The sequence below is a fragment of the Lysinibacillus telephonicus genome, assembly GCF_039654155.1.
Taxonomy (GTDB): domain Bacteria; phylum Bacillota; class Bacilli; order Bacillales_A; family Planococcaceae; genus Ureibacillus; species Ureibacillus telephonicus.
Genome location: NZ_CP155468.1, coordinates 3,660,938 through 3,683,600, shown reverse-complemented (window position 1 = coordinate 3,683,600; position 22,663 = coordinate 3,660,938). Strand labels below are relative to the sequence as shown.

Below are 22,663 nucleotides of genomic sequence, written 5' to 3'. Positions count from 1 at the left end.
ATCAGCTCCTCTAAATTGTTAATACTGGATTATCTTTTGTTAATAATTCCGTTGTATAGTCGCCGCCATTAATTTGTGTAAACATCTTACCGGCAGATTCCAGCAGCTCCTTGCATTCGTTTTCCTGCAGTGATGGGCGCAAATAAAAGATTTGAATTGCATCATGAGTTTCTTCAGTTACTGCAGTTCTTATTGAATCAACAAATGGACTACCGAAAGCCCCTTCTGCATCTTTACTAAATAAAATGTTTTTTAGCGAATTGAATCGGCCATTTAGTCCTTCATAGCCTGTTTCTTCATCGCCTAAAGCAATTTCAATATCTCCATGAATTTTTGCAATATCGTAAATGCCTATTGGAATTTCATATTGTAATGAAAAGAAATTATTTAAATCTACTGCTGAATGAAATGGAGTTAAATAGTTTTGTTTTGCAATACGACGTATTAAACTTTCAGCGGAATGGCGATAGCGGTTTGGGTCAGCGCCCAATGACTTCCAAATTTTCCGCCACTCTGCAATCCCAGGACGCTCAGTAACAGGATTTTCTTGAAGTTCTAAATATAGGTTCTCTTGATAAAGTTGTGTGCGTCCTTTTATCATTTGAGGAGATTCTGACACAATAATTTTGGTATAATGGATAATGCCGATTTTTAATTGGTCATTGGTAGTTAGAAGTGAATTGCTTAATGAAATGTTCATTGTTAAAATCACCTACTATAGTTAAATTACGCGTAATTTTGCGATGTTACCATAAATACTAACAGAAAAGGAGAAGGATGGGAAATGAAAATCGAATCTTTGCAATCCGAGTTAATTGAATACGCAAAATCAATTGGCGTCGATAAAATCGGTTTTACACATGCTTCTCCATTTAATGAGTTGAAAAACCGACTAAAACGCCAACAGGAATTAGGCTATCAATCAGGCTTTGAAGAATCCGATATCGAAAAGCGCACCGAACCAATAAGACTTTTAAATAGTGCGGAAAGTATTATTGCCATAGCCTTAGCCTACCCTTCGAAAATGAAGGATGCTCCAGTTGGAAAAAAAGGGTCGCGCCGAGGGATTTTTGCCCGCGCATCGTGGGGAATTGATTATCACGTGGCAGTTAGAGAACGCCTCAAATTAATCGAAGAATGGCTAAAAGAACGAGTGCCAACTGTCCAAGTTAAGTCAATGGTGGATACGGGAGAACTTGTTGATCGTGCAGTAGCTGAACGTGCGGGCATTGGTTGGAGTGGGAAAAATTGCTCCATCATCACACCTGAGTTTGGTTCATACGTTTACCTAGGTGAAATGATTACAAATATTCCGTTTGCACCAGATGACCCTATTGAAAATGAGTGTGGCGACTGTACACTTTGCTTAGACGTTTGCCCAACAGGTGCTCTAGTAGAAGCAGGTCAATTGAATGCTCAAAGGTGTGTCGCATTTTTAACGCAAACAAAAGACTTTCTGCCAGATGAATTCCGTACAGAAATTGGAAATCGGATTTATGGCTGTGATACTTGCCAAACTGTATGTCCAAAAAATAAAGGGAAAACGAATTGGATACATGAGGAATTTAAGCCTGATCCCGAGCTGGCAAAACCATTGTTACAGCCATTATTAAAAATTTCAAATAAAGAATTTAAAGCAAAGTTTGGTTCAATGTCTGGCTCATGGCGTGGGAAAAAGCCAATTCAGCGAAATGCAATTATTGCATTAGCACATTTTAGAGAACAGTCTGCAGTACCAGATTTAATTGATGTGATGAAAAAAGATGAACGACCAGTAATGCGCGGTACTGCTGCTTGGGCAATCGGCAAAATTGGGGGTCCGTTAGCAGAAGAAGCCTTATCAAAAGCTTATGAACAAGAGAGTGATGAGGACGTGCTTCGTGAAATAGAAAAAGGAATTAAACTATTAAATGTTTCATTATAATAGAAATTGTTTAGAAGAAGTATAAAATTTTTTGAAGAGTGTCTAACTCCAGCACCCGGCCCCTCGACATCGCGGTCTGCTCTCGCTCGAAAGCTAAAAAAGCTTCACGGATTCAGGCCCCGCAACACATGGATGTGCAAGTGCCGACAATGCCATACGATGTGACGTTTTATCGACACGGGGCTAAGCGGAGTGCTTACGCTTTTCTAAGAGGGAAGTGTCTAGTTTGCCATTGCATATTGTGTTATATCAACCTGAAATACCTGCAAATACAGGAAATATTGCGAGGACCTGTGCAGGAACAAATACATCATTGCATTTAATCCGTCCTTTAGGATTTTCAACTGATGATAAAATGCTAAAGCGCGCGGGTCTTGATTATTGGGAGCATGTTAATGTCGTATATCATGATTCGCTAGAAGACTTTTTGGAGTATTCAAAGGATGGCGATGTGTATTTAATCGAAACATATAGTGATGAGCCATTTACGACTCATGATTTTAGTAATCGTGAGCGAGATATTTATTTTATGTTTGGGAAGGAAACAACAGGTTTACCAAAGGATTTCGCATATGAACGCCGGGATATGTGCTTGCGTATTCCACAAAGTAATCATGTTCGTTCGCTAAATTTATCGAATACTGCAGCCATTGTCATTTATGAAGCTTTAAGGCAGCAAAATTATCCAGGCTTGAAATAAAAAAGCATTTTACTTCTACAAATGTAGGGGTAAAATGCTTTTTTATTTGCTTCATCTCAACATTTTAGCCATTGAGCTAGTGTAATAAACTCATACTTATAGTTTAATCTAAATCATTCACCCTCTAAAGTGAAGATGATTCGAATTCCAGAAGGATCAATAGTAGAAAACGCTTGGCTGCCGCCAAAATTAGGAGCCTCTTCAAAGTGCTCTATTTTTGCTCCGATTTTTGTTAAACTATCTTTAATTTGTTCAGTCTGTTCAAGATTATTTAATACAAGCGTAAATGATTTTAATCCAAGGCTATTTACTGGTGCAGGTGCCCCATCAGCGCTGTTCCAAATATTAAGCCCAATATGATGATGATACTTACCTGTTGAAATAAATAGAGCTTGAGTTCCGTAGCGCGCTACAACTTCGAATCCTAATCCTTCAGTATAAAATTTTTCAGAGTCATGTAAATTTGCGACAGAAAGATGGATATGTCCCATTACTGTCCCATTAGGGAGCCCATCCCACAAATTATTGGCATTAGCCAAAATCGAAGGGATATTGAGTTGTTCAGTTACCATATGGACTGTTGAATCACCGTACCAAATCCATTCATCTTCAGGTCGATCTGAATAAACTTCGATTCCATTTCCATCTGGATCATTTAAATATATAGCTTCACTAACATGATGATCTCCAGCACCTATTCGAACATTGTGCTTTATAATATGCTGAATAAAGTTTCCTAAATCTTTGCGGGTCGGTAAAAGGATTGCAAAATGATAAAGACCTGTTTGACCGTTTTGTAAAGGCTGTGCGTTTGGTACTTCTTCCAAAGAAAGAATACTATCTGTACCATCGATTGTTAAAATTGCTGTATTTGTAGTTTGTTCAAGCACTTTGAATCCAATAATCGTTTTATAATAATCAACTGAACTTTGTAAGTTTGATACTTTTATTTGAACATGGGAAACATAATTGTTAGGCTTTTTATGAAAATGTGTAGGCATATAAAGGCCTCCTTGTTTTTTAAACTAATGAAAACATTAACATAGGAAAAGAGCAAGCGCCTTGCTTGAAAAGTTAAAAAGGCGATAAGTTTATAAAAGAGAGCGATATTGTCACTAATATGGGCGATAAATTCACAAATTAGAGCGATAATTTCACAAAATCGGGCAATAATAAATCAAAAATCTCTACAATAGAATAAAAAAGAAGAAGTGACAACAATAGTTATCACTCCTTCTTTTGAGATTATTTTTCTGAAGTATAGTCACCTTCGTAGCCAGCTGTGAAGATAGCAACTAGGAAAGCTACAATAACACCAAGAATTAATAATAAGTTCATGGAAGTATCCTCCTCATGTTATAAAATCTCTATTTTTAGTATAGCTCATAGATAACAACTTTACTACATTAATTTATGTCTATAATGGTTCAGAACTTATTACTTGGCGGCATCATTATATATTTACTTGATAGTCCTTTAGATCCTCGCGGAGTTTTGCTTTTAAAAATTTACCTACAGATGTTTTCGGAATTTCGTTTATAAATACAACATCATCTGGCAGCCACCATTTAGCAAATTGTCCTTCTAAAAAGCTTATTAACTCCTCTTTCGTAGCGTCTTTCCCTTCTTTTAATACAACACATGCAAGGGGACGCTCTTGCCATTTTTCATGAGGAATAGCGATTACAGCTGCTTCAAAAACGGCTTCATGTGTCATTAATGCGTTTTCCAAATCAACAGAAGAAATCCATTCGCCACCGCTTTTAATTAAATCTTTTGTTCGGTCCGTAATCTTTATATATCCTTCAGGAGTAACTACTGCTATATCGCCTGTATAAAGCCATCCATCTTTAAATGCTTCTACTGTTCGTTCATCTTTATAGTATTCATCTGCAATCCAAGGACCGCGAATGCGAAGTTCACCCATTGTTTGACCGTCCCAAGGAACCTCGCCAGCTTCATTTACCACTTCTGTGTCCAATAAAGATACAGGTAATCCTTGTGTTGCACGAATATCTAATTTTTGTTCTCGAGTCCAATCTTCCATTTCAGAAGTATAGGTTGATAAAGAGACAATTGGTGTTGTTTCAGTCATTCCATACCCAACGACAAAAGGAACATTAAATTTGTCTTCAAATGTTTTAATAAGTCCTTTTGGAGAGGCAGACCCGCCGCAAACAACTGAGCGAAGAGATGATAAATCTCTCGGATTTTTCTCTTGCTCTTGAGCAACACCTAGCCAAATAGTTGGAACGCCAGCAGTAACTGTAACTTTTTCTTGTTCGATTAAATCAAGCAGTAGAGAAGGTGTGAACATAGGACCAGGTAGAACTTGAGTAGATCCATAGTTTACAGCAGCAAACGGCATTCCCCATGCATTTACATGGAACATTGGCACAATTGGCATAATGACATCTTTTTCACGAATACCCATGCTATCACTTAAACCAAGTGCAAGACTGTGTAGTACTAAACCGCGGTGTGAATAAACGACACCTTTAGGCATGCCAGTAGTTGCGCTTGTATAACACATGCCAGCAGGGGAGTTTTCATCTAAATCTTCAGGGAAAGCAAAGTTATCATCTGCTTCCGCTAATAGTTTTTCGTATGAGTAGACATTTGGGAAAGTTGATTCAGGAACTTCCATATTATCTTGCATTACAACAATATGTTTTACTGTTTTTAAGTATGGAATCGCTTTACTAAGCAGTGGGAACAAGTCCCCATCAATTAATAAAATTTCATCCTCGGCGTGGTTGATGACATAAATAATATGTTCAGGCGAAAGGCGAATATTAACCATATGCAAAATTGCCCCTGCACAAGGTACAGCAAAATAAGCTTCTAAATGACGATGATGGTTCCAAGCGAATGAACCAACTTTTGTCCCTTTTTTCATACCTAGTTTTGTTAATGCAGCAGCAAGTTTGTGAGTTCGCTTTACATATTCCTTGTACGTAATGCGGTGTATTGTTTCAGGGCTTGTTCTAGAGATGATTAATTTGTGAGGAAAATATCTCTCTGCACGTTTTAAAAAGCTTGTTAATAGTAAAGGTGTTTCCATCATAACGATCAGCTCCTTTTCAAAAATATTCCATACAAAAATTACGTGACCATGATAAAAAGGTCTTTCTTATTAATATATTTATAGTTCAAGAGTCTTAGAACGAGAATGATGGTAGAAATTAAATATATTTTTTTGAAATTTACTAAATAAGAATCTATTTTTCCAACGAAATTAAGAAAAAATTAAATAATTAAGCATATCTTTTAAGTAAAGATTACAGTTCATCGTATAATGGAAGATATTGAAAAAGGGGAGTGAGCAATTTGACAGTTATACCATCAAAAGTTTTAACAAATGGAGTGAATATGCCTTACTTAGGTCTAGGTGTGTTTAAAATGACTGATCCTGAGGAGGCTATTCAAGCAGTTTCAAAAGCCTTAGAAGTTGGGTATCGTGCAATTGATACAGCAGCACTTTATAAAAATGAGGGAGAGGTTGGAGAAGCAATTCGCAACTCTCGAGTTCCTAGAGAAGAAATTTTTGTTACAACAAAAGTATGGAATTCAGATCAAGGTTATGATGAAACATTACGTGCATTTGAAACATCATTGGAAAAACTTGGGCTTGATTATATTGATTTATATTTAACACATTGGCCTGTAGAGGATAAATTGGTGGATACTTACCGTGCAATTGAGCGACTTTATGAAGAAAAGTTGATTCGTGTACCAGGTGTATCAAATCATCATGCACACCATCTAGAAAAAATCTTCGCTACAGCGAACGTGAAACCTATGGTAAACCAAATTGAACTGCATCCTTATCTTACACAATTAGAGCTGCGTGAGTTTTGTAAAGAAAACGATATCGCTGTAACTGCATGGTCGCCTCTTGGACGTGGAGGAGTTTTACAGGATGCAACGATTACAAAAATCGCACAGCAATTAGAAAAATCAACTGCTCAAGTAATCCTGCGCTGGCATTATCAACATGGTATTATTTCGATACCAAAGTCTGTTACACCAAGCCGAATTGAAGAAAATATGCAAATTTTTGATTTTGAGCTTTCACAAGAACAAGTGGCCCAAATCGATAAATTAAATAAAAATCAACGTTTTGGTCAAAACCCCGACAATTTCCATTTTGATTTCTAATCGTTAGAGTAATTATAGGTTGACTCTCTTTGGGTCAGCCTTTTTTAATTGAAACATTGCAATGGCAAAACATACGCAATTGCAGGCAGTCATCTGAAATTTATCGTTAATTATTAATAGTTGACGGGTAATCGTTCTAACACTACAATGAGTAATGTGAGGTGAGGTAATTTGAAAATTCGAAAGTTTAATATGCAGGAAAGTGGTTTAAACCGCTTTTTCGGACCTCTAGAGGCAAAAATTATGGACATCCTTTGGGATAATGAACAGATGACGATTAAGGAAGTTCAATCAGTTCTCGAAAAAGAAAAATCTACAAATTTTAATACTGTAATGACTGTAATGAATCGTTTAGTGGAGAAGGGAATTCTTGATCGGAAAGTTGTAGGAAGATCCTCATATTATAATCCGATTCAATCAAGGCAGGATTTTTTAAATACACAATCAAAAGAAATGACACATGAGTTAATGGACGAGTTTGGAAATGTAGTCGTTAGTCATATGTTGGATGCACTTGAGGATGTTGATGACGATCTTGTAGCAAAGCTTGAATTGAAGATTAAAGAATTGAAAAAGGATAAACGCAATGAATAAATGTCAATCAACAAAAATGTTCTTCTTGTCTATTGTCATATCTGGAACGATTTTAATTCAAATGATTGCCTATTTAATTGCTCTATTATCTGGGACAAATTTAAATTTTAATATTATTGAAGTATGTCAAAATACATTAAAAATGATAGGTTTAACTTCACTTCAATATGCTGTTGATATATTAGTTTTGTCCACTGTTCTTTTTTCCTTATGGAAAATTGGCACCCAAATAATCCATACGATTCGTTTAAAGGCAAAATTACATCAATATGAAAATAAAAAACTATCAGAAGAATATAATTATCGTTACGGAACTGGAAAAGAGGACTTTATTGTCATTTCTTATCCTGTTCCAGTAGCTATTACAATAGGATTTATTTCCCCTAAAATTGTTCTGTCAACAGCATTAGTTGCAGTGCTTAGTGAAGAGGAATTAGAGGCGGTTATTTTTCATGAGATGTATCATAAGAAGAGCCATGATCCTTTAAAATTATTTTTACTTTCAATTAGTGCAGCAATATTACCTTACATTCCTATTTTAAAATGGTTTAATGAAAATTACCGCATTATTCAAGAAATTATGGCGGATGAAAATGCAATTGAAAAACAACAATCAGCAATTCATATTGGAAGTGCATTATTAAAAATGCTGAAAGTAGGAAAACTAGATTCAAAGTCTTTTGCATATGCCTCCTTTGCTGAGTCTTCTGTAAATTATAGAATTGAATATTTGTTAAACCCATTACAAAGTAATCAAATTAAGATACCTTTGGTTATGGCGATGTGGTCACTTATTGTATTTAGCTTAATTTGCATTATTTTTATTTACGCTTTAATTTAGCGTAAATTTTTTACCTAATTACACTACATAATGTAGTTTTGAGGAGCGAAATATTATGTCAAAGAAAATTTTTTGGATTATCGGTATCATAGCTGTCTGTTTAATCGGAATCATAGTGTTAACAGATGTTAGTGAAAAGTCAGCAGAGCTTTCATATGAAAATCAACCATTTGTTGGGGAAGAATCTGCACCTGTAGAAATCGTAGAGTTTGGGGATTATAAATGCCCGCATTGTGCAGAATTCAATAATACTCTTTTGCCTCTTATCCATGAACAATTTATAGATACAGGGAAAGCCAAGTTTTATTTTATGAATTATGCATTTATTTCAACTGATTCAACAACAGCGGCAACATTTGCAGAAACAGTTTATCAAGAATTGGGAAATGAAAAATTTTGGGACTTCCATGAACACTTATTTGCAAATCAAACAACTGTTGATGGAAAAGAAAACTTTATGAGCGAAGAATTTCTCGAAGCTGTTTTAGCTGAAGTAGCAACTGCTGAAGAAACTGAGCAGGTGATGCAAGCATTCGGTGAAAATAAAGGAAAAGATGGCCTTGAGAAAGATATGGATATGGCCAATAGTTTAGGCGTTAATTCAACTCCATCAATCTTTATCGGTGGAAAAAAGTTTGAAGGAATGACAATGGATGATTTCGCCAAGATGGTAGATGAGGCTGCTAATGGTCAATAAATCAATTTTACTTGCGTGGATTACATCGATTATTGCTATAAGTGGCAGTTTATTTTTTAGTGAACGCATGGGATTTGTACCTTGTACACTTTGTTGGTACCAACGAATTTTAATGTATCCACTCGTCATATTTTTAGGAATTGCGTTCTATCGAAATGATAAGGAAATATATAAATATATTTTACCGATTTCTTCTATTGGCGTGTTAATGGCTGCATATCATTATGCACTGCAAAAAATCCCTTCAATGAATGAATTTAGTGCCTGTACAAACGGCGTACCATGTTCGGGCCAGTATATTAACTGGTTTGGATTTGTGACGATTCCATTTTTATCACTAGTTGCTTTTACTATGATTACAATTGCTATGGTCATATTGTGGAAGCGTAAATAAAAAATTATGGAAATAAGGCCTGGTGAAATATGAACAATAAAAAGAAAACAAGGACGGTCGTTCGATTCTTAATACTAATCGTTTTATTTGGGGCTATTATTTTTACTATCTACTCTAGTTTAACAAAAGAAAAAGTTGAAGTTTTACAAATTGGAGATGAAGCGCCAGATTTTGAATTAATAGATTTGAACGGCGAAAAACATCGTTTGTCTGAATATAAAGGGCAAGGCATATTTTTAAATTTTTGGGGAACTTGGTGTGAGCCATGTAAACGGGAATTTCCTATTATTGACAGGCAATATCATGAGTATAAAGAGAAAGGTGTACAAGTGTTAGCTGTCAATATAGCTGAGTCCGATTTTGCTGTTCAAAATTATATCGATAGTAAAGGTTTAACTTTTCCAGTAGTAATTGATAAAAATAAAAGTGTTATGGAAGCATATAATATTAATCCATTGCCGACAACATTTTTAGTGAGTCCAGAAGGTAAAATAGAAAAAATAATTACTGGTGAAATGAATGAAACGATGATAAAGCAATACATGGAGCAAATAATGCCAGATGAACTGTAAATAGTAAGGGGGTGTCTCAGGATGACACCCCCTTTTTTAATTAATGTTTGAACGGCCATATCTCATATAGTGTGGTCATTATCCTTTATGGTAATTGTTTTGTTTAAAAATGGATGTTCAAATTCAAGCTGAATGGCATGCAGCTCATAGTCTCCTGATGCTGTTTTTCTAGCATTATACATTGTGTCCCCTACAATTGGGTGTCCGATATGAGCCATATGAACACGAATTTGATGTGTACGGCCAGTTTCAAGAACTAAATGAACAAGGCAGGTATTTTTAAACCGTTTTACTACTTCAAAATGGGTGACAGCATGCTGGCCAGACTTTGAAACGACACGTCGGGTTGCATGGTGGCGGTCCTTTCCGATTGGTGCATTAATCGTACCACTTTCTTGTCGTATATTGCCTTGCACTTCCGCTTCGTAAGTCCGAATTATAGATTTTTCTTCAATCATCCGGTCAAAAATTGATTTTGCAATTGGATGTTTTGCAACTAATAATAATCCTTTTGTTCCGCGGTCTAAACGGTGAACATGCTCTGCATACTGTCCACCGTTTTTTTGAATATGTGCAATAACCTGATTCATGCATGTATCTTTGTCTTGTGGGTCATTTGGATGAGTTGCCATCCCTTTTGGCTTTGACACGATTAAACAATGGTCATCTTCATATTGAATAGCTATGTCAAAAGAATCTGATGGTACGTAGTTTGACTTTGGTATATCAAATGTAAATTGAAGAATTGTTCCAGCTTCAAGATTATCCTTCCATTGTACTGGTGCACCATCTTTAAAAGTAACCGCTTTAGCCATTCGCAATTCATGGACAATCTTTTTCCCCAAACGCCACTTTGATCGCAGCAATTCTTCTATTGTTAATCCATCTTGTGTTATTTCATATTGAAACATCTAGTACCTCCAATAATATCGTAAAAAAGAAGACAAAGCCGATTTTCGACCTTGTCCTTCAGTTTATCCTTATTTTACTTGTTCTAAAAAATCATAAATAACTTGTTCTTTGTCTGAGTAATCACCAACAATGCGACTTACTTCTTTGCCATCTTTAAAATAAATTAAAGTTGGTGTATATTCCACGTTGTATTCATCCCAGCCTTGGTCATACTCCAGAATGTTTAATTGGTCGATGTGTACACCTACTTCATCTGCAATAGGCATTAATGCTGGTGTCATTTTCATACAGTGTGGACATTCAGGGCTAAACATATAAGCAACAACAGGCTCTCCAGAAGCAATTTTTTCTTCTAATGCTTCAGGCAGTATAATATTTTGATAATTTTCATTATCAAGCAAATCAATTGTTGATTGTCTTAAATTATCTGTTCCATATGGATTATCTTTTAATTTATTTTGATTCGCTAAGTTTGTAAGTAAAATGATTACGATAAATAATACTACAACAACTGCACCAATAATTCCTAATTTCTTCAATTATTTATCCCCCTTTAATTGTTTAATCATATAAAAGCTTGTAATGGCGATTAAAATAAATGCTACTCCAGCTAAAAATGGAATCGTAATAAATCCTAAAACATTAATATATTGTCCTGTACATGGAACTCGTCCACAAGCCGGGGCTGAATCCGCTAAAAAATCCAGCTTTTGAATTCCGTAATGGTAAATAGAAATAGCACCGCCAATACATGAGAAAACTGCAGTTGTAATCGCAATACGAGCATTTTTTTGTATGTAGGCTATCGTTGTCATAATGACAATTGGGTACATTAAAATACGCTGATACCAGCATAATTCACATGGTTCATAGCCGCGCACCTCGGAAAAGTAAAGGGACCCCAGTGTCGCTACTAATGATACAAGCCATATAAATAGTAAACTATTTTCTAGTTTTTCATTCATTACGCATCTCCTATATTAGATTCTATCGCTGTTTTGATTATAGAGTGTTCATAAATAGAAGTAAATTAAATTGAATTCAGTTCTCACTAACTATTATACACTGAAAATCCTTTTAACTTTGCCTAAATTTTAGAATGTAAACGAAACAAATTTCATCCAAAAGTATGAGTAGAGAAGAAATGCAGATATATTAGGTTCAATGATATGATAAAAAAGAATAAATTAGAGGTGAATCGGACATGTCTGTAAACGATCATTCCAATATTACAATTTTAAAAGAAATCGCCGAGCTATTGAATGAAGAAACCGAAATGATTCCTATGTTGAATGGAGCGTTAAGTAAGTTTTTAAATGGTACGAAATTTGAGACGGGTTGGATTTTTTTCATTAATGAAAAGGGAAAGTCGGAGTTGGTTGCTCATGAAAATTTGCCCGACGCCCTTGCCTTTAATCATTGCCAGCATTTAAGCAAAGGCGGCTGCTGGTGTGTTTCTAGATATCGAAATAATGAGTTAAGAAAGGCGTCTAACATTATTGAATGTCAACGAATTGAAGCTGCTATTGAAGCGGATATCGGGGATCATGCGGGCATTACCCACCATGCAACAGTCCCGCTGCAATCAGGAGATGAACGATTCGGCATTTTAAATGTTGCTACTCCAAACACGATTAGCTTTTCTGATGAGGAGCTTGAATTGCTTGAGTCAGTTGCATTTCAATTAGGTTCTGCAATTAAACGAATTTATTTAACAAAACAAGAACAGGAAATTGCTTTAGTACAAGAACGGAATCGACTTGCCAGAGATTTACATGATTCAGTAAATCAACTTTTATTTTCAGTAACGCTGACTGCTCGTGCAGGTATTGAAATGAGCGAGCAACAGGAAATTAAAGAAACCTTTAAGGAAATTCAACAGCTAACACAGTCTGCGCTGACTGAGATGCGGGCACTAATTTGGCAATTGCGGCCAAAAGGGCTTGAGAGTGGTTTAATCGAAGCAATAAAAGCGTATGCAGAGATGTTAAATATAAAACTAACTGTAAATGTTTCCGGGGTTATACAATTCCCATCTCGTATAGAAGAAACATTATTCCGAATTACACAAGAAGCATTAAACAATGTTAGAAAACATTCAGGTGTTCAAGAAGCAATTATTTATATAACTGTTACAGCCACTGATATTTTGCTTGTTATTAAGGATGAGGGAAGAGGATTTGTTATTGACCCAGAGTTAAGTATCCCATCAATCGGCCTGCAATCGATTCGGGATCGGGCAATTGCAGTTGGCGGAACTGCAGATTGGGTTACTGAAATCGGCAAAGGTACGGAGCTTTTAGTCCGTCTACCATATTAAGGGGGGAAGAAAAATGATTCGAGTTTTAATTGCAGATGATCACCATGTCGTCCGTAGAGGTTTATTGTTCTTTTTAAAAACTCAAAAGGATATTGAAGTTGTTGGGGAAGCAAAAAATGGACAAGAAGCTGTAGAACTTGTGGAAGCATTGCAGCCTGATATCGTTTTAATGGACCTAGTTATGCCTGAGATGGATGGAATTCAAGCAACAAAAAAAATAAAATCAAAATGGCCGAATATAGCGATTCTTATGCTTACTAGTTTTTCTGATAAGGATCATGTTCTGCCTGCTATTGAAGCAGGGGCGGCGGGCTATCAATTAAAGGATATTGAGCCAGATGATTTAGTTAACTCGATACGCCAAATAATAAACGGTGAAAATATTATCCATCCCGCTGCAACTTCTCAATTGGAAGAAACACTTCGTGAAGAGGAAAACTTGCCGCATGTGAAAAATGCTCTTACCCCAAGAGAACGTGATGTTTTGGCTGAGCTTACGAAAGGGAAAAGCAATCGGGAAATTGCCTCATCGTTATTTGTTACTGAAAAAACAGTTAAAACACATATATCCAATATCTTTACAAAATTAGAAGTACAGGATCGTACACAAGCAGCTCTTTACGCTGTTAAGCATGGGTTGACGGAGGGCAGTGAACAATCGATATGAGTGTGTAGTGGAAAAGTGTTCACTATCCTATTATGAAAATCGTTATAAAACACAGTAAAAAACCTACCTAGTAGCACGAATACTCGGTAGGTTTATTTATTAATTAGACTGCGATTTTTTATTAGAAATGATAATCCTCTTCAGTAGCAGTTTGAATCTCATGTGGTTCAATATGGACAAGTACTGTACTAAATGGATTAAATCGTTTGACAGTTGACTCAATTTTTTCTGTTATTCTATGGCTTTCCCAAACATTCAAGTGTGGATTAACTGTTACAGTAACATCAACAAAAGTCATATTGCCATGAGTTCGTCCTTTAAGATCCAATAAATGAATTACTCCGTCTACATTTTGTATAAGGACTGATAATGTTTCTGCCTCTTCTATATCAAATCCATCCGTCAATGTTTGAACTGATTCCCAAAAAATTTCAATGGCAGTTTTAATGATAATAATGGCAACAATGATTGCAGTGATTGTATCAAGTATTGGAAAACCAATAATGGCTCCAAATATCCCAATTGCCGTACCGATACTAACAAGTGCATCAGAACGATTGTCATATGCTGCTGCTTTTACTGCCGAGCTATTAATTTTCTTAGCTAATGATAAATTGTATCGATAAACACCGTACATGACAGCTGCACTGCCTAATGCGACGTAGGCAGTTAATGGGGCTGGAGTTTCTTGGGCAGGATTCCACAAATTCATTACAGAGCTGGCAAGCACCTGCAATCCAACAATCATCATAATAAATGAGGCAATTAAGGCCGCTATTGTTTCTGCACGAAGATGACCATATTGATGGTTTAAATCTGGAGGTCTTTGTGAAATTCTTAATCCAATTAAGACAGCAACCGATGCAATAATATCTGTTGTGTTGTTAAGACCGTCTGCTTTTAATGCTTCGGATGCCCCAAAATGGGCGATAATGAGTTTAATAGAGCTAAGCAAGAGATATGTACCAATTGATAGCCATGCGCCTTTTTCCCCTGCCCGTAAATTTGTATATAGCTCCACAATGTTTCCTCCCTACAAAACTTTAGAACATGATAAAACGACTTTCCAAGTGCTGGAAAGTCGTTAGTTTATGTTTAGTCTTCTTTTATTTCTTGGTCTTCTTCTGATTGATTTTCTAATTCTGGCAATTTTGTTACTTCAATGTAAAGAATATGATGGCCATCTAATTCTTTAATTTTAAATTCATATCCTTCAAAATCGAAGCTATCTCCTTCAACTGCATCAAAGCGTTGAGTTAAGAACCATCCACCGATTGTATCGATATCATCATCTTCAATATTAGTTCCTAACATATCGTTAACTTCTTCAAGCAACATTTTTGCGTCTAAAATATAGTGGCCACTACTAATTTCTTGAACTTCAGGGATCTCATCCTCATCGAATTCGTCTTGAATATCACCAACAATCTCTTCAATGATATCTTCGATTGTGACTAGTCCTGATGTACCACCATATTCATCCATTAAAATTGCCATATGGATGCGTTCCTGTTGGATTTTAAGTAATAAATCACTGATTGGAACGGTTTCGAAAACACGAATAATTGGCTGCATATAATCAATAACTGGTTTATCACCATTTGCTGGATTTTTTATAAACGCAGTTAATAAATGTTTTAAATTCACTAGCCCAATAACATGGTCTTTGTCGCCATCTGTTATTGGATATCGAGTATACTGTTCTACACCCATTACATCAAATACTTCTTTAACTGTTAAATCTTTTTCGATGCTAACAATTTCAGTTCGAGGTACCATAATTTCCTTCGCAGTACGATCAGAGAATTCGAAAATACTATTTACGTATTCGTATTCAGAGTGGTTAATTTCTCCACCTTTATAGCTATCTGCTAAAATCATGCGAAGTTCTTCTTCAGAGTGAGCTACTTCAGATTCAGAAGCCATTTTATATCCGAATAGACCGGATAAAGCACGTGCTGATCCATTTAATGCTCTAATAAAAGGATACATAATATTATGGAACAACAATAATGGTCCTGAAAGATTTAAAGTAAGTTCTTCTGATTTTTCGATGGCAAACGTTTTAGGTGTTAATTCCCCTACGACAACGTGTAAGTAAGTTACAATTACGAAAGCAACAACTATTGAAAGTACCCCGGATAATCTAGGATCTAAATGAAACATCTCAAATAAAGGATGTAAAATTAAATCGAAGGTAGGTTCACCTAACCAACCTAAACCAAGGGCAGTAATTGTAATCCCTAGCTGACAAGCAGATAAGTACTCATCTAAATTTGAGATAACTTTTTTTGCTTTCATTGCCTTTTTATTGCCTTCAGCAACTAGCTGATCAATTCGTGTTGTTCTTACCTTTACAATTGCAAACTCAGTTGCAACGAAAAATGCCGTAGCAGCAATTAACAAGAAAAATGCTGCCAACCTAATGGTTAACTCTACTATGTCTACGTCCAAATACATTCTTTGTTCCCGACCCAAATGAGGGGAGCGAACAAAGAGTACACCTCCTATAATAAAAAAATAATTGAATAATACAATGATAAAATATTTTAATTAAAAATACAAATTGTGAACGCGTTATAAAAAAGAAAATTTTGATTATTTTATAAAGTATAAGATTGTTAAAGTTATAGATTTAGATTGACTAAATATTTAACTGTTTCCTATATAGCTTTGCCAGTTATCTAAAAATTATTGACATTCAAATTTGTTGTGCTAATGTTAATGACATAACAAAAAATGTAAGAAAGTTATGGTATAGGTTATGACAAAAAAGCCGCCAGCAAATAAAATCATAGCCTAAGCCTGTATATAATTTTCTTTCATTTAGCTTAAACGCGCATAATTTAAGCATGGGGATACAAGCACTAGCTGCTTGTATTCCTTTTTTTCTTAAGAGCAATCAATATCATATAAATGCTACTAAAGAATATTTAAAATGTAATATTACTTAAGGTCATTCACGCTGGCCGCAGCCGACGTGTGAGCTAAAGTCTGCGATCGAAAATCGCAGACTTGGATCTCACACTTTGGCTCCTGCGGCATGAGAGGCGTGAATGAAAATCTATTTTGTTGAGAAGATAACCTACTTAAAATATATTCAAAATAAGTGATACATTATTTACTTGCTCTTATAATTAGAAACAATCTTTTTAGTCATACACATGAAAAAGCATTAGTTCGTGGACCATTTTTTCTACTGCTTCTTTTTCATTGGCGTCTGGGGTAATACCCAACCACTTAATCCCGCCATCTTTTTTATACTCTGCATTATAATATTGCTGTTTATAGTAGAATGATATAGCCCATCCAGGCAATTGCGTATTTTCATATAACGGTTTGAAGCTAAAGTGCTGAATCATTTGAATCCCCCTTGCAACATTCTAGTTACGATTTATCGTACTAAATGTTTGCAAGAAAGGCTAACATTATCTTTAGACTACATACCTTTGCTATAATTGTGGAAGAGTTTGAAAGAAATGAGAGGAATTATATGGAGAATGCAGTAATTACAATAATTTTCATGGCAATCGTCGGAGCTGCAATAGGTGGTTTTACAAATTTCTTAGCCATAAAAATGTTGTTTCGACCATACAAAGCAATTTATTTAAAAAATTGGCGGCTGCCATTTACACCTGGTTTAATCCCCAAACGGCGCGGAGAGCTCGCTAAACAATTAGGAGTTACAGTTACAAATTATTTATTAACACCTGAAGTCTTTCGGAAAAAATTATTTTCTGAAGAAATTCGCAGCTCCGTCTTAACGTTTGCTCAACAAAAAATTGAGAAAATGATATTTACAAACGACAAAACGATTTTGGATTGGTTGAAGCTTGCGGGCTTTGAACATTTGCCGCAAACAATCGAAAACAATGTGGATATTATAATTGATGATCAATTTTTAAATATGAAGAATACATTATCTACAAAGACGATTGAACAGCTTTTACCTAGCAACATGGAACAGTATATTAATAAAAAAATCCCAGAGGCTGCATCATATATATTAGAAAAAGGAAAAGAATATTTTACTTCATCTAAAGGTGAGATGACGATAAAAAATATGATGGATGATTTCTTAGAGTCTAAAGGTTCTTTTGGTGGTATGATTCAAATGTTCCTTGGAGATTCATCTAGTATAGTAAATAAAATTCAACGTGAAATCATAAATCTATTAAATGCACCTGGAACAAAAAATTTATTAGTTAGCATTTTCTCGCAGGAATGGGATAAAATTAAACAGCAGCCTGTTATGAATTATTTAACAGATGTTGATTTTGAACCAATTTTAAAAAATATTCAATCATACGTGAAAAAAGAGCTTGCCATCCATGATAGATTGAACAAACCAATCAATCATTATTGGAAAGACGGCAATGAATATGTCAAAACAAATCTGTTGCCAAATTTAGTTGATAAAGGTTTTGCACAAGCTGAAAACAAACTTGAAGATGTGCTAAATCGTTTAAACTTGCAGGAAGTAGTAAGAGAACAAGTTGATTCATTCCCACTAGAAAAATTAGAAGAACTTGTTATCAATATTGCAAACAAAGAGTTAAAAATGATTACCATTTTAGGTGCTGTTTTAGGTGGTCTAATAGGAATTATTCAAGGTTTAATTGTTTTAGTTTTAAATTAAAAAATGAGAGTAGGTAATCAATTGATTAACATTTACAATGACATTAACAAGTTAGAAGCAACTTTGCGCCAAACGGAAGAGTTTAAAGTGCTAAAGGAAACTGTTGAAGCAGTTCGAGCGGATGAAGAGGCTAAAAATTTATTTACAAACTTCCGCGATATTCAAATGAAACTACAGCAAAAACAAATGGCTGGTGAACAATTGCAAGAAGATGAACTAGTTTATGCTCAAAAAGCCGCGCAATTAGCACAACAAAGCACGAAAATTTTAGCAATGCTGGAAGCAGAAATGGCACTAAGTAAAGTAATAGAAGAAGTAAATCGCATCTTAGTAAAACCAATTCAATCATTATATGACGGGTTGTAATCTATACTTTTTTATTTAATAAGAATGACAGTTCAGATGTCTTCATTCTAACCACACAAGTTTGTGTGGTTTTTTTATTTTTAATTCAATAAAATAGTATAAGTGCTAAAAATTCAACACGCGTAAATATAAGTGAAAACCGCGTAAAAAGTAATGAAAATCACGTAAATAATTGTGCAATCTGCTTATATAAGAAGTGAAATCGCGTAAAAAATCAAATACGCGTAAATATAAGTAAGAACCGCGTAAAAAATAGTGAAAATCACGTAAATAATTGAGCAATCCGCGTAAATAAGTGTTGAAATCGCGTAAAAAATCAAATACGCGTAAATATAAGTAAGAACCGCGTAAAAAATAATGAAAATCACGTAAATAATTGAGCAATCCGCGTAAATAAGAAGTGAAATCGCGTAAAAAATCAAATACGCGTAAATATAAGTAAGAACCGCGTAAAAAATAATGAAAATCACGTAAATAATTGAGCAATCCGCGTAAATAAGTGTTGAAATCGCGTAAAAAATCAAATACGCGTAAATATAAGTAAGAACCGCGTAAAAAATAGTGAAAATCACGTAAATAATTGAGCAATCCGCGTAAATAAGAAGTGAAATCGCGTAAAAAATCAAACACGCGTAAATATAAGTAAGAACCGCGTAAAAAATGCTGAAATTTAAACCCGTATAAATAAACAGAAAATCACGTAAAATACCCTCGCAAGCATAAGAGGTTTGTTATATTAAGATGAAATGCTATAATTAACGTTTGGAATTTAACAATAAGATTTTTAAGGAAAGAGAGTTTAATCATGAAAAAGATTGAAGTAAACGAACTGTTTAAAGAAGATTGGAATCGTGTGTTAAATCATATTGCAAATTTATTTTTTGAAGACTCTAAGATTGTTGTAACTTCAGATGATGCTGAACTTTCTTTTCGTTTTCAGCATTCTATAGATAAAGATTTTACCATCCATACAGCAAGTGAATTAGTTGCTGAAGGTCAAACATATACAAGTACTTACTCAATCCGTTATGAGACAGAAGGAACAGAAAAAGAACAAGGCATTCGTATGAAAAGAGCTCTTTCTCACGTTATGCTTGATGTACTTGAGCAATATACCGGCATGACGCAGCAATGGGGAATTTTAACTGGTGTTCGCCCAACTAAGCTTTATCATAAATACCGTAAAGAAGGATTAAGCGACGGCGAAATTTTTGCTATTTTAAAGAAGGATTTCCGCATCTCAGATTCTAAAATTGCTTTAATGCGTGAGATTGTCGAGCGCCAATTGGTTACAATTCCTGATCTCGATGAAATTGGAAAAGAACTCTCTGTTTATATTGGTGTTCCATTTTGCCCGACAAAATGTGCTTATTGCACATTCCCTGCCTACGCTATTGCAAGCAATCGAAAAGCGGGTCGTGTTGAATCATTTATAGACGGACTGCATGTTGAAATCCGTGCAATGGGGAAATGGTTAAAGGAAAACAATATGAATATTACATCTGTTTATTGGGGTGGAGGTACGCCAACTTCTATTGAAGCTGATGAAATGGACGCTCTATATAAAACGATGTTTGAATCCTTTCCAAATCCGGATAAAATTCGGGAAATAACAGTAGAAGCAGGTCGTCCTGATACAATTACGCCTGAAAAAATAGCGGTCCTTAAGAAATGGGGAATTGACCGTATTTCTGTAAACCCGCAATCTTATACAGACGAAACATTAAAAGCGATTGGTCGTCATCATACGGTTCAAGAGACAATCGATAAGTTTTGGTTATCGCGAAATTCAGGCATGAACAATATTAATATGGATTTAATTATTGGGCTCCCCAACGAAGGTATTGAAGAATTTCAGCATTCTCTAGATGAAACGGAAAAAATGCAGCCGGAATCTTTAACTGTTCATACATTATCCTTTAAACGTGCATCTGAAATGACACATAACAAGGATAAGTATAAAGTTGCAGATCGTGAAACTGTAACAAAAATGATGGATATGGCAAGTGATTGGACAAAGCAAAATGGCTACAAACCATACTACTTATACCGACAAAAAAATATTTTAGGTAATTTAGAGAATGTCGGTTACTGTAAACCTGGTGAGGAAAGCATTTATAACATTGTTATCATGGAAGAAGTACAAACAATTCTTGGAATTGGCTGTGGTGCTTCATCTAAATTTGTAAATCCAAATAGCGGAAAAATTACTCAATTCCACAATCCAAAAGATCCAGCTGCCTATATCATGACATTCGAGGATGCAATAGAGAAAAAGATTGAGATGTTAAATGCTCTATATAATGGCATCATTGTAGAAAAATAATAAAAAACTCAGGGATCCCTGAGTTTTTTTTTCAGAAATGAAGGATAGAAACTATGAAAAAAATAATTATTTTGTTTTTAAGCATTTTATTAGCTGCTTGTTCAGATGGCAGTTCGGTTGAACAAACACACAGTACAGCCAATAATATTTCAGGGAAAGCCATGTCAGTACATTTTATTGATGTTGGACAAGGAGATTCAATTTTGATTGTAGGTCCAAATGGTAAAACGATGCTGGTTGATGGAGGAACGAAATCGGCTGGCGAAGATGTTGTTAGTTATTTGAGTAATCAAAATATAGACCATCTGGATTATGTTGTTGCAACTCATCCAGATGCAGATCATATTGGTGGATTAATATCAGTATTAAACTCAATTTCAATAAATAATTTTATTGATTCAGGTAAGCCTCATACATCTGCAACATATGAGGAAATGCTATACGCGATTCACAATAAAAATATTCCTTATATAATACCTAAAATAGGTGATGAAATAAAATTAGATGAGGAAGTCGCAATAAAAGTACTACATGCAGATGAACATGCTTCAGATAACAATGAAGCGTCTATCGTTTTAAAAGCTGAATATGGAGAAGTTTCATTTCTTTTAATGGGTGACGCTGATATTGACATGGAAAAGAAATTGATGGCAGCTCAAAATGTTAAAGCCACTATCCTTAAGGCAGGGCACCATGGTTCTAATACGAGTAGTTCTTTGCCTTTTATCCAAGCCGTAAATCCAGAAGCTGCAATATTGAGCTATGGTCAAGATAATTCTTATGGACATCCCCATGCTGAAGTGATTAATAATTTAAAGAAAGTTAATAGCAAAATTTATGGTACAGCCGAATCAGGAACAATTGTAGTAAAAACTAATGGGAATACATATCAAGTATTAGCTGATGAGTGGACGGGAATCGGCGCATCTAATTCAATTGTTCAGCAAAATACTAATAGTACTGGTGAAGTAGTAATTGACAGTAAGAATGTAGAGGATGAAATTGTAGCGATTAAAAATAATGGGACGGAATCAGTGAATTTAATGGACTGGCAGCTAGTTTCAGTGGAAGGTAATCAAATTTTTAATTTCCCGAATATTACATTACAACCCGGGGATACCATTTATATTACAAGTGGTCCTGAAGCTAAAGAAGGCAATGGTTACATTCAATGGACTCGTCGACAAATTTGGCTTAATTCAGGCGATGAAGCAAGACTTATTAATCCGGAAGGGGAAATTGTAAGTGAACTTCAATAACTATACATTAGACCGCTTTGAAGGAGACTACGCAATCTTTTTGAAACGTCCAGAAGAAATAGATCAGCTCCTTATTCATCGTACAGAAATCGATGTACCAGTAAAAGAAGGCGATATTGTACAAATTACGGATGATGGTGAAAAATACACATTCAAAGTACTAAAAGAAGACACAAAAAATAAAAAAGCAAGTATTGAAAAAATGATTGATGAATTAAAAAATAAAAATAAAATTTAGTAAAAATGTCGATTTCCCACAAGCCTTGTGAGAAATCGACATTTTCATTTCCT

At 35.0% G+C, this 22,663-nt stretch carries 24 protein-coding genes; 15 read left to right on the top strand and 9 right to left on the bottom strand.

Annotated features, from left to right (window positions below; all coding sequences use genetic code 11):
* Positions 1-10: 10 nt before the first annotated feature.
* Entirely contained in the window at positions 11-700 is a 690-nt protein-coding gene (locus MKY04_RS17885; RefSeq protein ID WP_126293472.1) for a B3/B4 domain-containing protein, read from the bottom strand.
* A gap of 84 nt (positions 701-784) precedes the next feature.
* On the opposite strand from MKY04_RS17885, the gene queG reads away from it, so the two are divergent.
* Both queG and trmL read left to right on the top strand, forming a co-directional pair.
* A complete protein-coding gene (gene queG / locus MKY04_RS17880) occupies positions 785-1,924 on the top strand; it encodes a tRNA epoxyqueuosine(34) reductase QueG (RefSeq protein WP_126293471.1) in 1,140 nt (379 codons plus the stop codon).
* A gap of 226 nt (positions 1,925-2,150) precedes the next feature.
* Positions 2,151-2,624 (top strand): tRNA (uridine(34)/cytosine(34)/5-carboxymethylaminomethyluridine(34)-2'-O)-methyltransferase TrmL, encoded by a 474-nt coding sequence (trmL, locus tag MKY04_RS17875; protein WP_126293502.1) that lies wholly within the window; start codon positions 2,151-2,153, stop codon positions 2,622-2,624.
* Between the two features lie 113 nt (positions 2,625-2,737).
* On the opposite strand, the gene MKY04_RS17870 is transcribed toward trmL, so the two are convergent.
* Both MKY04_RS17870 and MKY04_RS17865 read right to left on the bottom strand, forming a co-directional pair.
* The gene (locus MKY04_RS17870; protein ID WP_126293470.1) at positions 2,738-3,625 is read right to left on the bottom strand and encodes a VOC family protein; all 888 of its coding nucleotides are present in this window, start codon (positions 3,623-3,625) and stop codon (positions 2,738-2,740) included.
* 452 nt (positions 3,626-4,077) lie between these two features.
* A complete protein-coding gene (locus MKY04_RS17865; protein WP_346234866.1) occupies positions 4,078-5,691 on the bottom strand; it encodes a long-chain fatty acid--CoA ligase in 1,614 nt (537 codons plus the stop codon).
* 305 nt (positions 5,692-5,996) lie between these two features.
* On the opposite strand from MKY04_RS17865, the gene MKY04_RS17860 reads away from it, so the two are divergent.
* The 6 genes from MKY04_RS17860 (at position 5,997) to resA (ending at position 9,883) form a co-directional block, all read left to right on the top strand.
* Positions 5,997-6,785, top strand: coding sequence for an aldo/keto reductase (locus MKY04_RS17860; RefSeq protein WP_185807656.1), 789 nt, complete (start codon positions 5,997-5,999; stop codon positions 6,783-6,785).
* 171 nt (positions 6,786-6,956) lie between these two features.
* Positions 6,957-7,379, top strand: coding sequence for a BlaI/MecI/CopY family transcriptional regulator (locus tag MKY04_RS17855; protein WP_246020207.1), 423 nt, complete (start codon positions 6,957-6,959; stop codon positions 7,377-7,379).
* Positions 7,372-8,220, top strand: a complete 849-nt coding sequence (locus MKY04_RS17850; protein ID WP_346234865.1) for a M56 family metallopeptidase — start codon at positions 7,372-7,374, stop codon at positions 8,218-8,220. Before MKY04_RS17855 ends, MKY04_RS17850 begins: the two co-directional genes overlap by 8 nt.
* Positions 8,221-8,275: 55 nt before the next feature.
* Entirely contained in the window at positions 8,276-8,917 is a 642-nt protein-coding gene (locus MKY04_RS17845; protein ID WP_126293466.1) for a DsbA family protein, read from the top strand.
* Positions 8,907-9,311, top strand: a complete 405-nt coding sequence (locus MKY04_RS17840; RefSeq protein WP_126293465.1) for a disulfide oxidoreductase — start codon at positions 8,907-8,909, stop codon at positions 9,309-9,311. Before MKY04_RS17845 ends, MKY04_RS17840 begins: the two co-directional genes overlap by 11 nt.
* A gap of 29 nt (positions 9,312-9,340) precedes the next feature.
* Complete coding sequence (gene resA / locus MKY04_RS17835) at positions 9,341-9,883, top strand: thiol-disulfide oxidoreductase ResA (RefSeq protein WP_346234864.1); 543 nt, start codon at positions 9,341-9,343, stop codon at positions 9,881-9,883.
* 62 nt (positions 9,884-9,945) lie between these two features.
* Here resA and MKY04_RS17830 read toward each other — a convergent pair whose 3' ends face one another.
* The 3 genes from MKY04_RS17830 to MKY04_RS17820 all read right to left on the bottom strand — a co-directional run bounded on the left by MKY04_RS17830 (position 9,946) and on the right by MKY04_RS17820 (position 11,760).
* Complete coding sequence (locus MKY04_RS17830) at positions 9,946-10,794, bottom strand: RluA family pseudouridine synthase (RefSeq protein WP_126293463.1); 849 nt, start codon at positions 10,792-10,794, stop codon at positions 9,946-9,948.
* Positions 10,795-10,863: 69 nt separating this feature from the next.
* Positions 10,864-11,334, bottom strand: a complete 471-nt coding sequence (locus MKY04_RS17825) for a thioredoxin family protein (RefSeq protein ID WP_126293462.1) — start codon at positions 11,332-11,334, stop codon at positions 10,864-10,866.
* Positions 11,335-11,760: a disulfide oxidoreductase gene (locus MKY04_RS17820; protein ID WP_346234863.1), complete on the bottom strand. Its 426-nt coding sequence runs from the start codon at positions 11,758-11,760 to the stop codon at positions 11,335-11,337. It lies immediately after the preceding gene.
* A 239-nt stretch (positions 11,761-11,999) separates the two neighbouring features.
* Between MKY04_RS17820 and MKY04_RS17815 the strand changes: the two genes are divergently transcribed.
* Both MKY04_RS17815 and MKY04_RS17810 read left to right on the top strand, forming a co-directional pair.
* A complete protein-coding gene (locus MKY04_RS17815; RefSeq protein WP_126293460.1) occupies positions 12,000-13,115 on the top strand; it encodes a GAF domain-containing sensor histidine kinase in 1,116 nt (371 codons plus the stop codon).
* A 13-nt stretch (positions 13,116-13,128) separates the two neighbouring features.
* Complete coding sequence (locus MKY04_RS17810) at positions 13,129-13,782, top strand: response regulator (RefSeq protein ID WP_126293459.1); 654 nt, start codon at positions 13,129-13,131, stop codon at positions 13,780-13,782.
* Between the two features lie 121 nt (positions 13,783-13,903).
* Here MKY04_RS17810 and MKY04_RS17805 read toward each other — a convergent pair whose 3' ends face one another.
* The 3 genes from MKY04_RS17805 to MKY04_RS17795 all read right to left on the bottom strand — a co-directional run bounded on the left by MKY04_RS17805 (position 13,904) and on the right by MKY04_RS17795 (position 17,144).
* The gene (locus tag MKY04_RS17805; RefSeq protein WP_346234862.1) at positions 13,904-14,803 is read right to left on the bottom strand and encodes a cation diffusion facilitator family transporter; all 900 of its coding nucleotides are present in this window, start codon (positions 14,801-14,803) and stop codon (positions 13,904-13,906) included.
* 74 nt (positions 14,804-14,877) lie between these two features.
* Positions 14,878-16,242, bottom strand: a complete 1,365-nt coding sequence (locus MKY04_RS17800) for a hemolysin family protein (RefSeq protein WP_185807655.1) — start codon at positions 16,240-16,242, stop codon at positions 14,878-14,880.
* Positions 16,243-16,934: 692 nt separating this feature from the next.
* Positions 16,935-17,144, bottom strand: coding sequence for a YheE family protein (locus MKY04_RS17795; protein WP_126293457.1), 210 nt, complete (start codon positions 17,142-17,144; stop codon positions 16,935-16,937).
* 131 nt (positions 17,145-17,275) lie between these two features.
* Here MKY04_RS17795 and MKY04_RS17790 point away from each other — a divergent pair, with 131 nt between their 5' ends.
* The 5 genes from MKY04_RS17790 to MKY04_RS17770 all read left to right on the top strand — a co-directional run bounded on the left by MKY04_RS17790 (position 17,276) and on the right by MKY04_RS17770 (position 22,610).
* On the top strand, positions 17,276-18,421 hold the full coding sequence (locus tag MKY04_RS17790) for a DUF445 domain-containing protein (protein ID WP_346234861.1): 1,146 nt from the start codon (positions 17,276-17,278) through the stop codon (positions 18,419-18,421).
* 21 nt (positions 18,422-18,442) lie between these two features.
* Positions 18,443-18,787: a YlbF family regulator gene (locus tag MKY04_RS17785; protein WP_346234860.1), complete on the top strand. Its 345-nt coding sequence runs from the start codon at positions 18,443-18,445 to the stop codon at positions 18,785-18,787.
* A gap of 805 nt (positions 18,788-19,592) precedes the next feature.
* Positions 19,593-21,113: a coproporphyrinogen III oxidase gene (locus MKY04_RS17780; RefSeq protein WP_346234859.1), complete on the top strand. Its 1,521-nt coding sequence runs from the start codon at positions 19,593-19,595 to the stop codon at positions 21,111-21,113.
* A 53-nt stretch (positions 21,114-21,166) separates the two neighbouring features.
* Positions 21,167-22,372 carry an MBL fold metallo-hydrolase gene (locus MKY04_RS17775; protein WP_346234858.1) on the top strand — a complete coding sequence of 402 codons (1,206 nt, stop codon included), beginning with the start codon at positions 21,167-21,169 and terminating at the stop codon, positions 22,370-22,372.
* The gene (locus MKY04_RS17770) at positions 22,359-22,610 is read left to right on the top strand and encodes a DUF3006 domain-containing protein (protein ID WP_126293451.1); all 252 of its coding nucleotides are present in this window, start codon (positions 22,359-22,361) and stop codon (positions 22,608-22,610) included. Before MKY04_RS17775 ends, MKY04_RS17770 begins: the two co-directional genes overlap by 14 nt.
* The last annotated feature ends 53 nt before the right edge of the window (positions 22,611-22,663 follow it).

Coding starts and splice junctions, on each gene's coding strand:
- MKY04_RS17885 (WP_126293472.1), bottom strand. CDS start 700: ATGAACATTTCATTAAGCAATTCACTTCTAACTACCAATGACCAATTA.
- queG (WP_126293471.1), top strand. CDS start 785: ATGAAAATCGAATCTTTGCAATCCGAGTTAATTGAATACGCAAAATCA.
- MKY04_RS17870 (WP_126293470.1), bottom strand. CDS start 3,625: ATGCCTACACATTTTCATAAAAAGCCTAACAATTATGTTTCCCATGTT.
- MKY04_RS17865 (WP_346234866.1), bottom strand. CDS start 5,691: ATGATGGAAACACCTTTACTATTAACAAGCTTTTTAAAACGTGCAGAG.
- MKY04_RS17860 (WP_185807656.1), top strand. CDS start 5,997: ATGCCTTACTTAGGTCTAGGTGTGTTTAAAATGACTGATCCTGAGGAG.
- MKY04_RS17850 (WP_346234865.1), top strand. CDS start 7,372: ATGAATAAATGTCAATCAACAAAAATGTTCTTCTTGTCTATTGTCATA.
- MKY04_RS17845 (WP_126293466.1), top strand. CDS start 8,276: ATGTCAAAGAAAATTTTTTGGATTATCGGTATCATAGCTGTCTGTTTA.
- MKY04_RS17840 (WP_126293465.1), top strand. CDS start 8,907: ATGGTCAATAAATCAATTTTACTTGCGTGGATTACATCGATTATTGCT.
- resA (WP_346234864.1), top strand. CDS start 9,341: ATGAACAATAAAAAGAAAACAAGGACGGTCGTTCGATTCTTAATACTA.
- MKY04_RS17830 (WP_126293463.1), bottom strand. CDS start 10,794: ATGTTTCAATATGAAATAACACAAGATGGATTAACAATAGAAGAATTG.
- MKY04_RS17820 (WP_346234863.1), bottom strand. CDS start 11,760: ATGAATGAAAAACTAGAAAATAGTTTACTATTTATATGGCTTGTATCA.
- MKY04_RS17815 (WP_126293460.1), top strand. CDS start 12,000: ATGTCTGTAAACGATCATTCCAATATTACAATTTTAAAAGAAATCGCC.
- MKY04_RS17810 (WP_126293459.1), top strand. CDS start 13,129: ATGATTCGAGTTTTAATTGCAGATGATCACCATGTCGTCCGTAGAGGT.
- MKY04_RS17800 (WP_185807655.1), bottom strand. CDS start 16,242: ATGTATTTGGACGTAGACATAGTAGAGTTAACCATTAGGTTGGCAGCA.
- MKY04_RS17795 (WP_126293457.1), bottom strand. CDS start 17,144: ATGATTCAGCACTTTAGCTTCAAACCGTTATATGAAAATACGCAATTG.
- MKY04_RS17790 (WP_346234861.1), top strand. CDS start 17,276: ATGGAGAATGCAGTAATTACAATAATTTTCATGGCAATCGTCGGAGCT.
- MKY04_RS17780 (WP_346234859.1), top strand. CDS start 19,593: ATGAAAAAGATTGAAGTAAACGAACTGTTTAAAGAAGATTGGAATCGT.
- MKY04_RS17775 (WP_346234858.1), top strand. CDS start 21,167: ATGAAAAAAATAATTATTTTGTTTTTAAGCATTTTATTAGCTGCTTGT.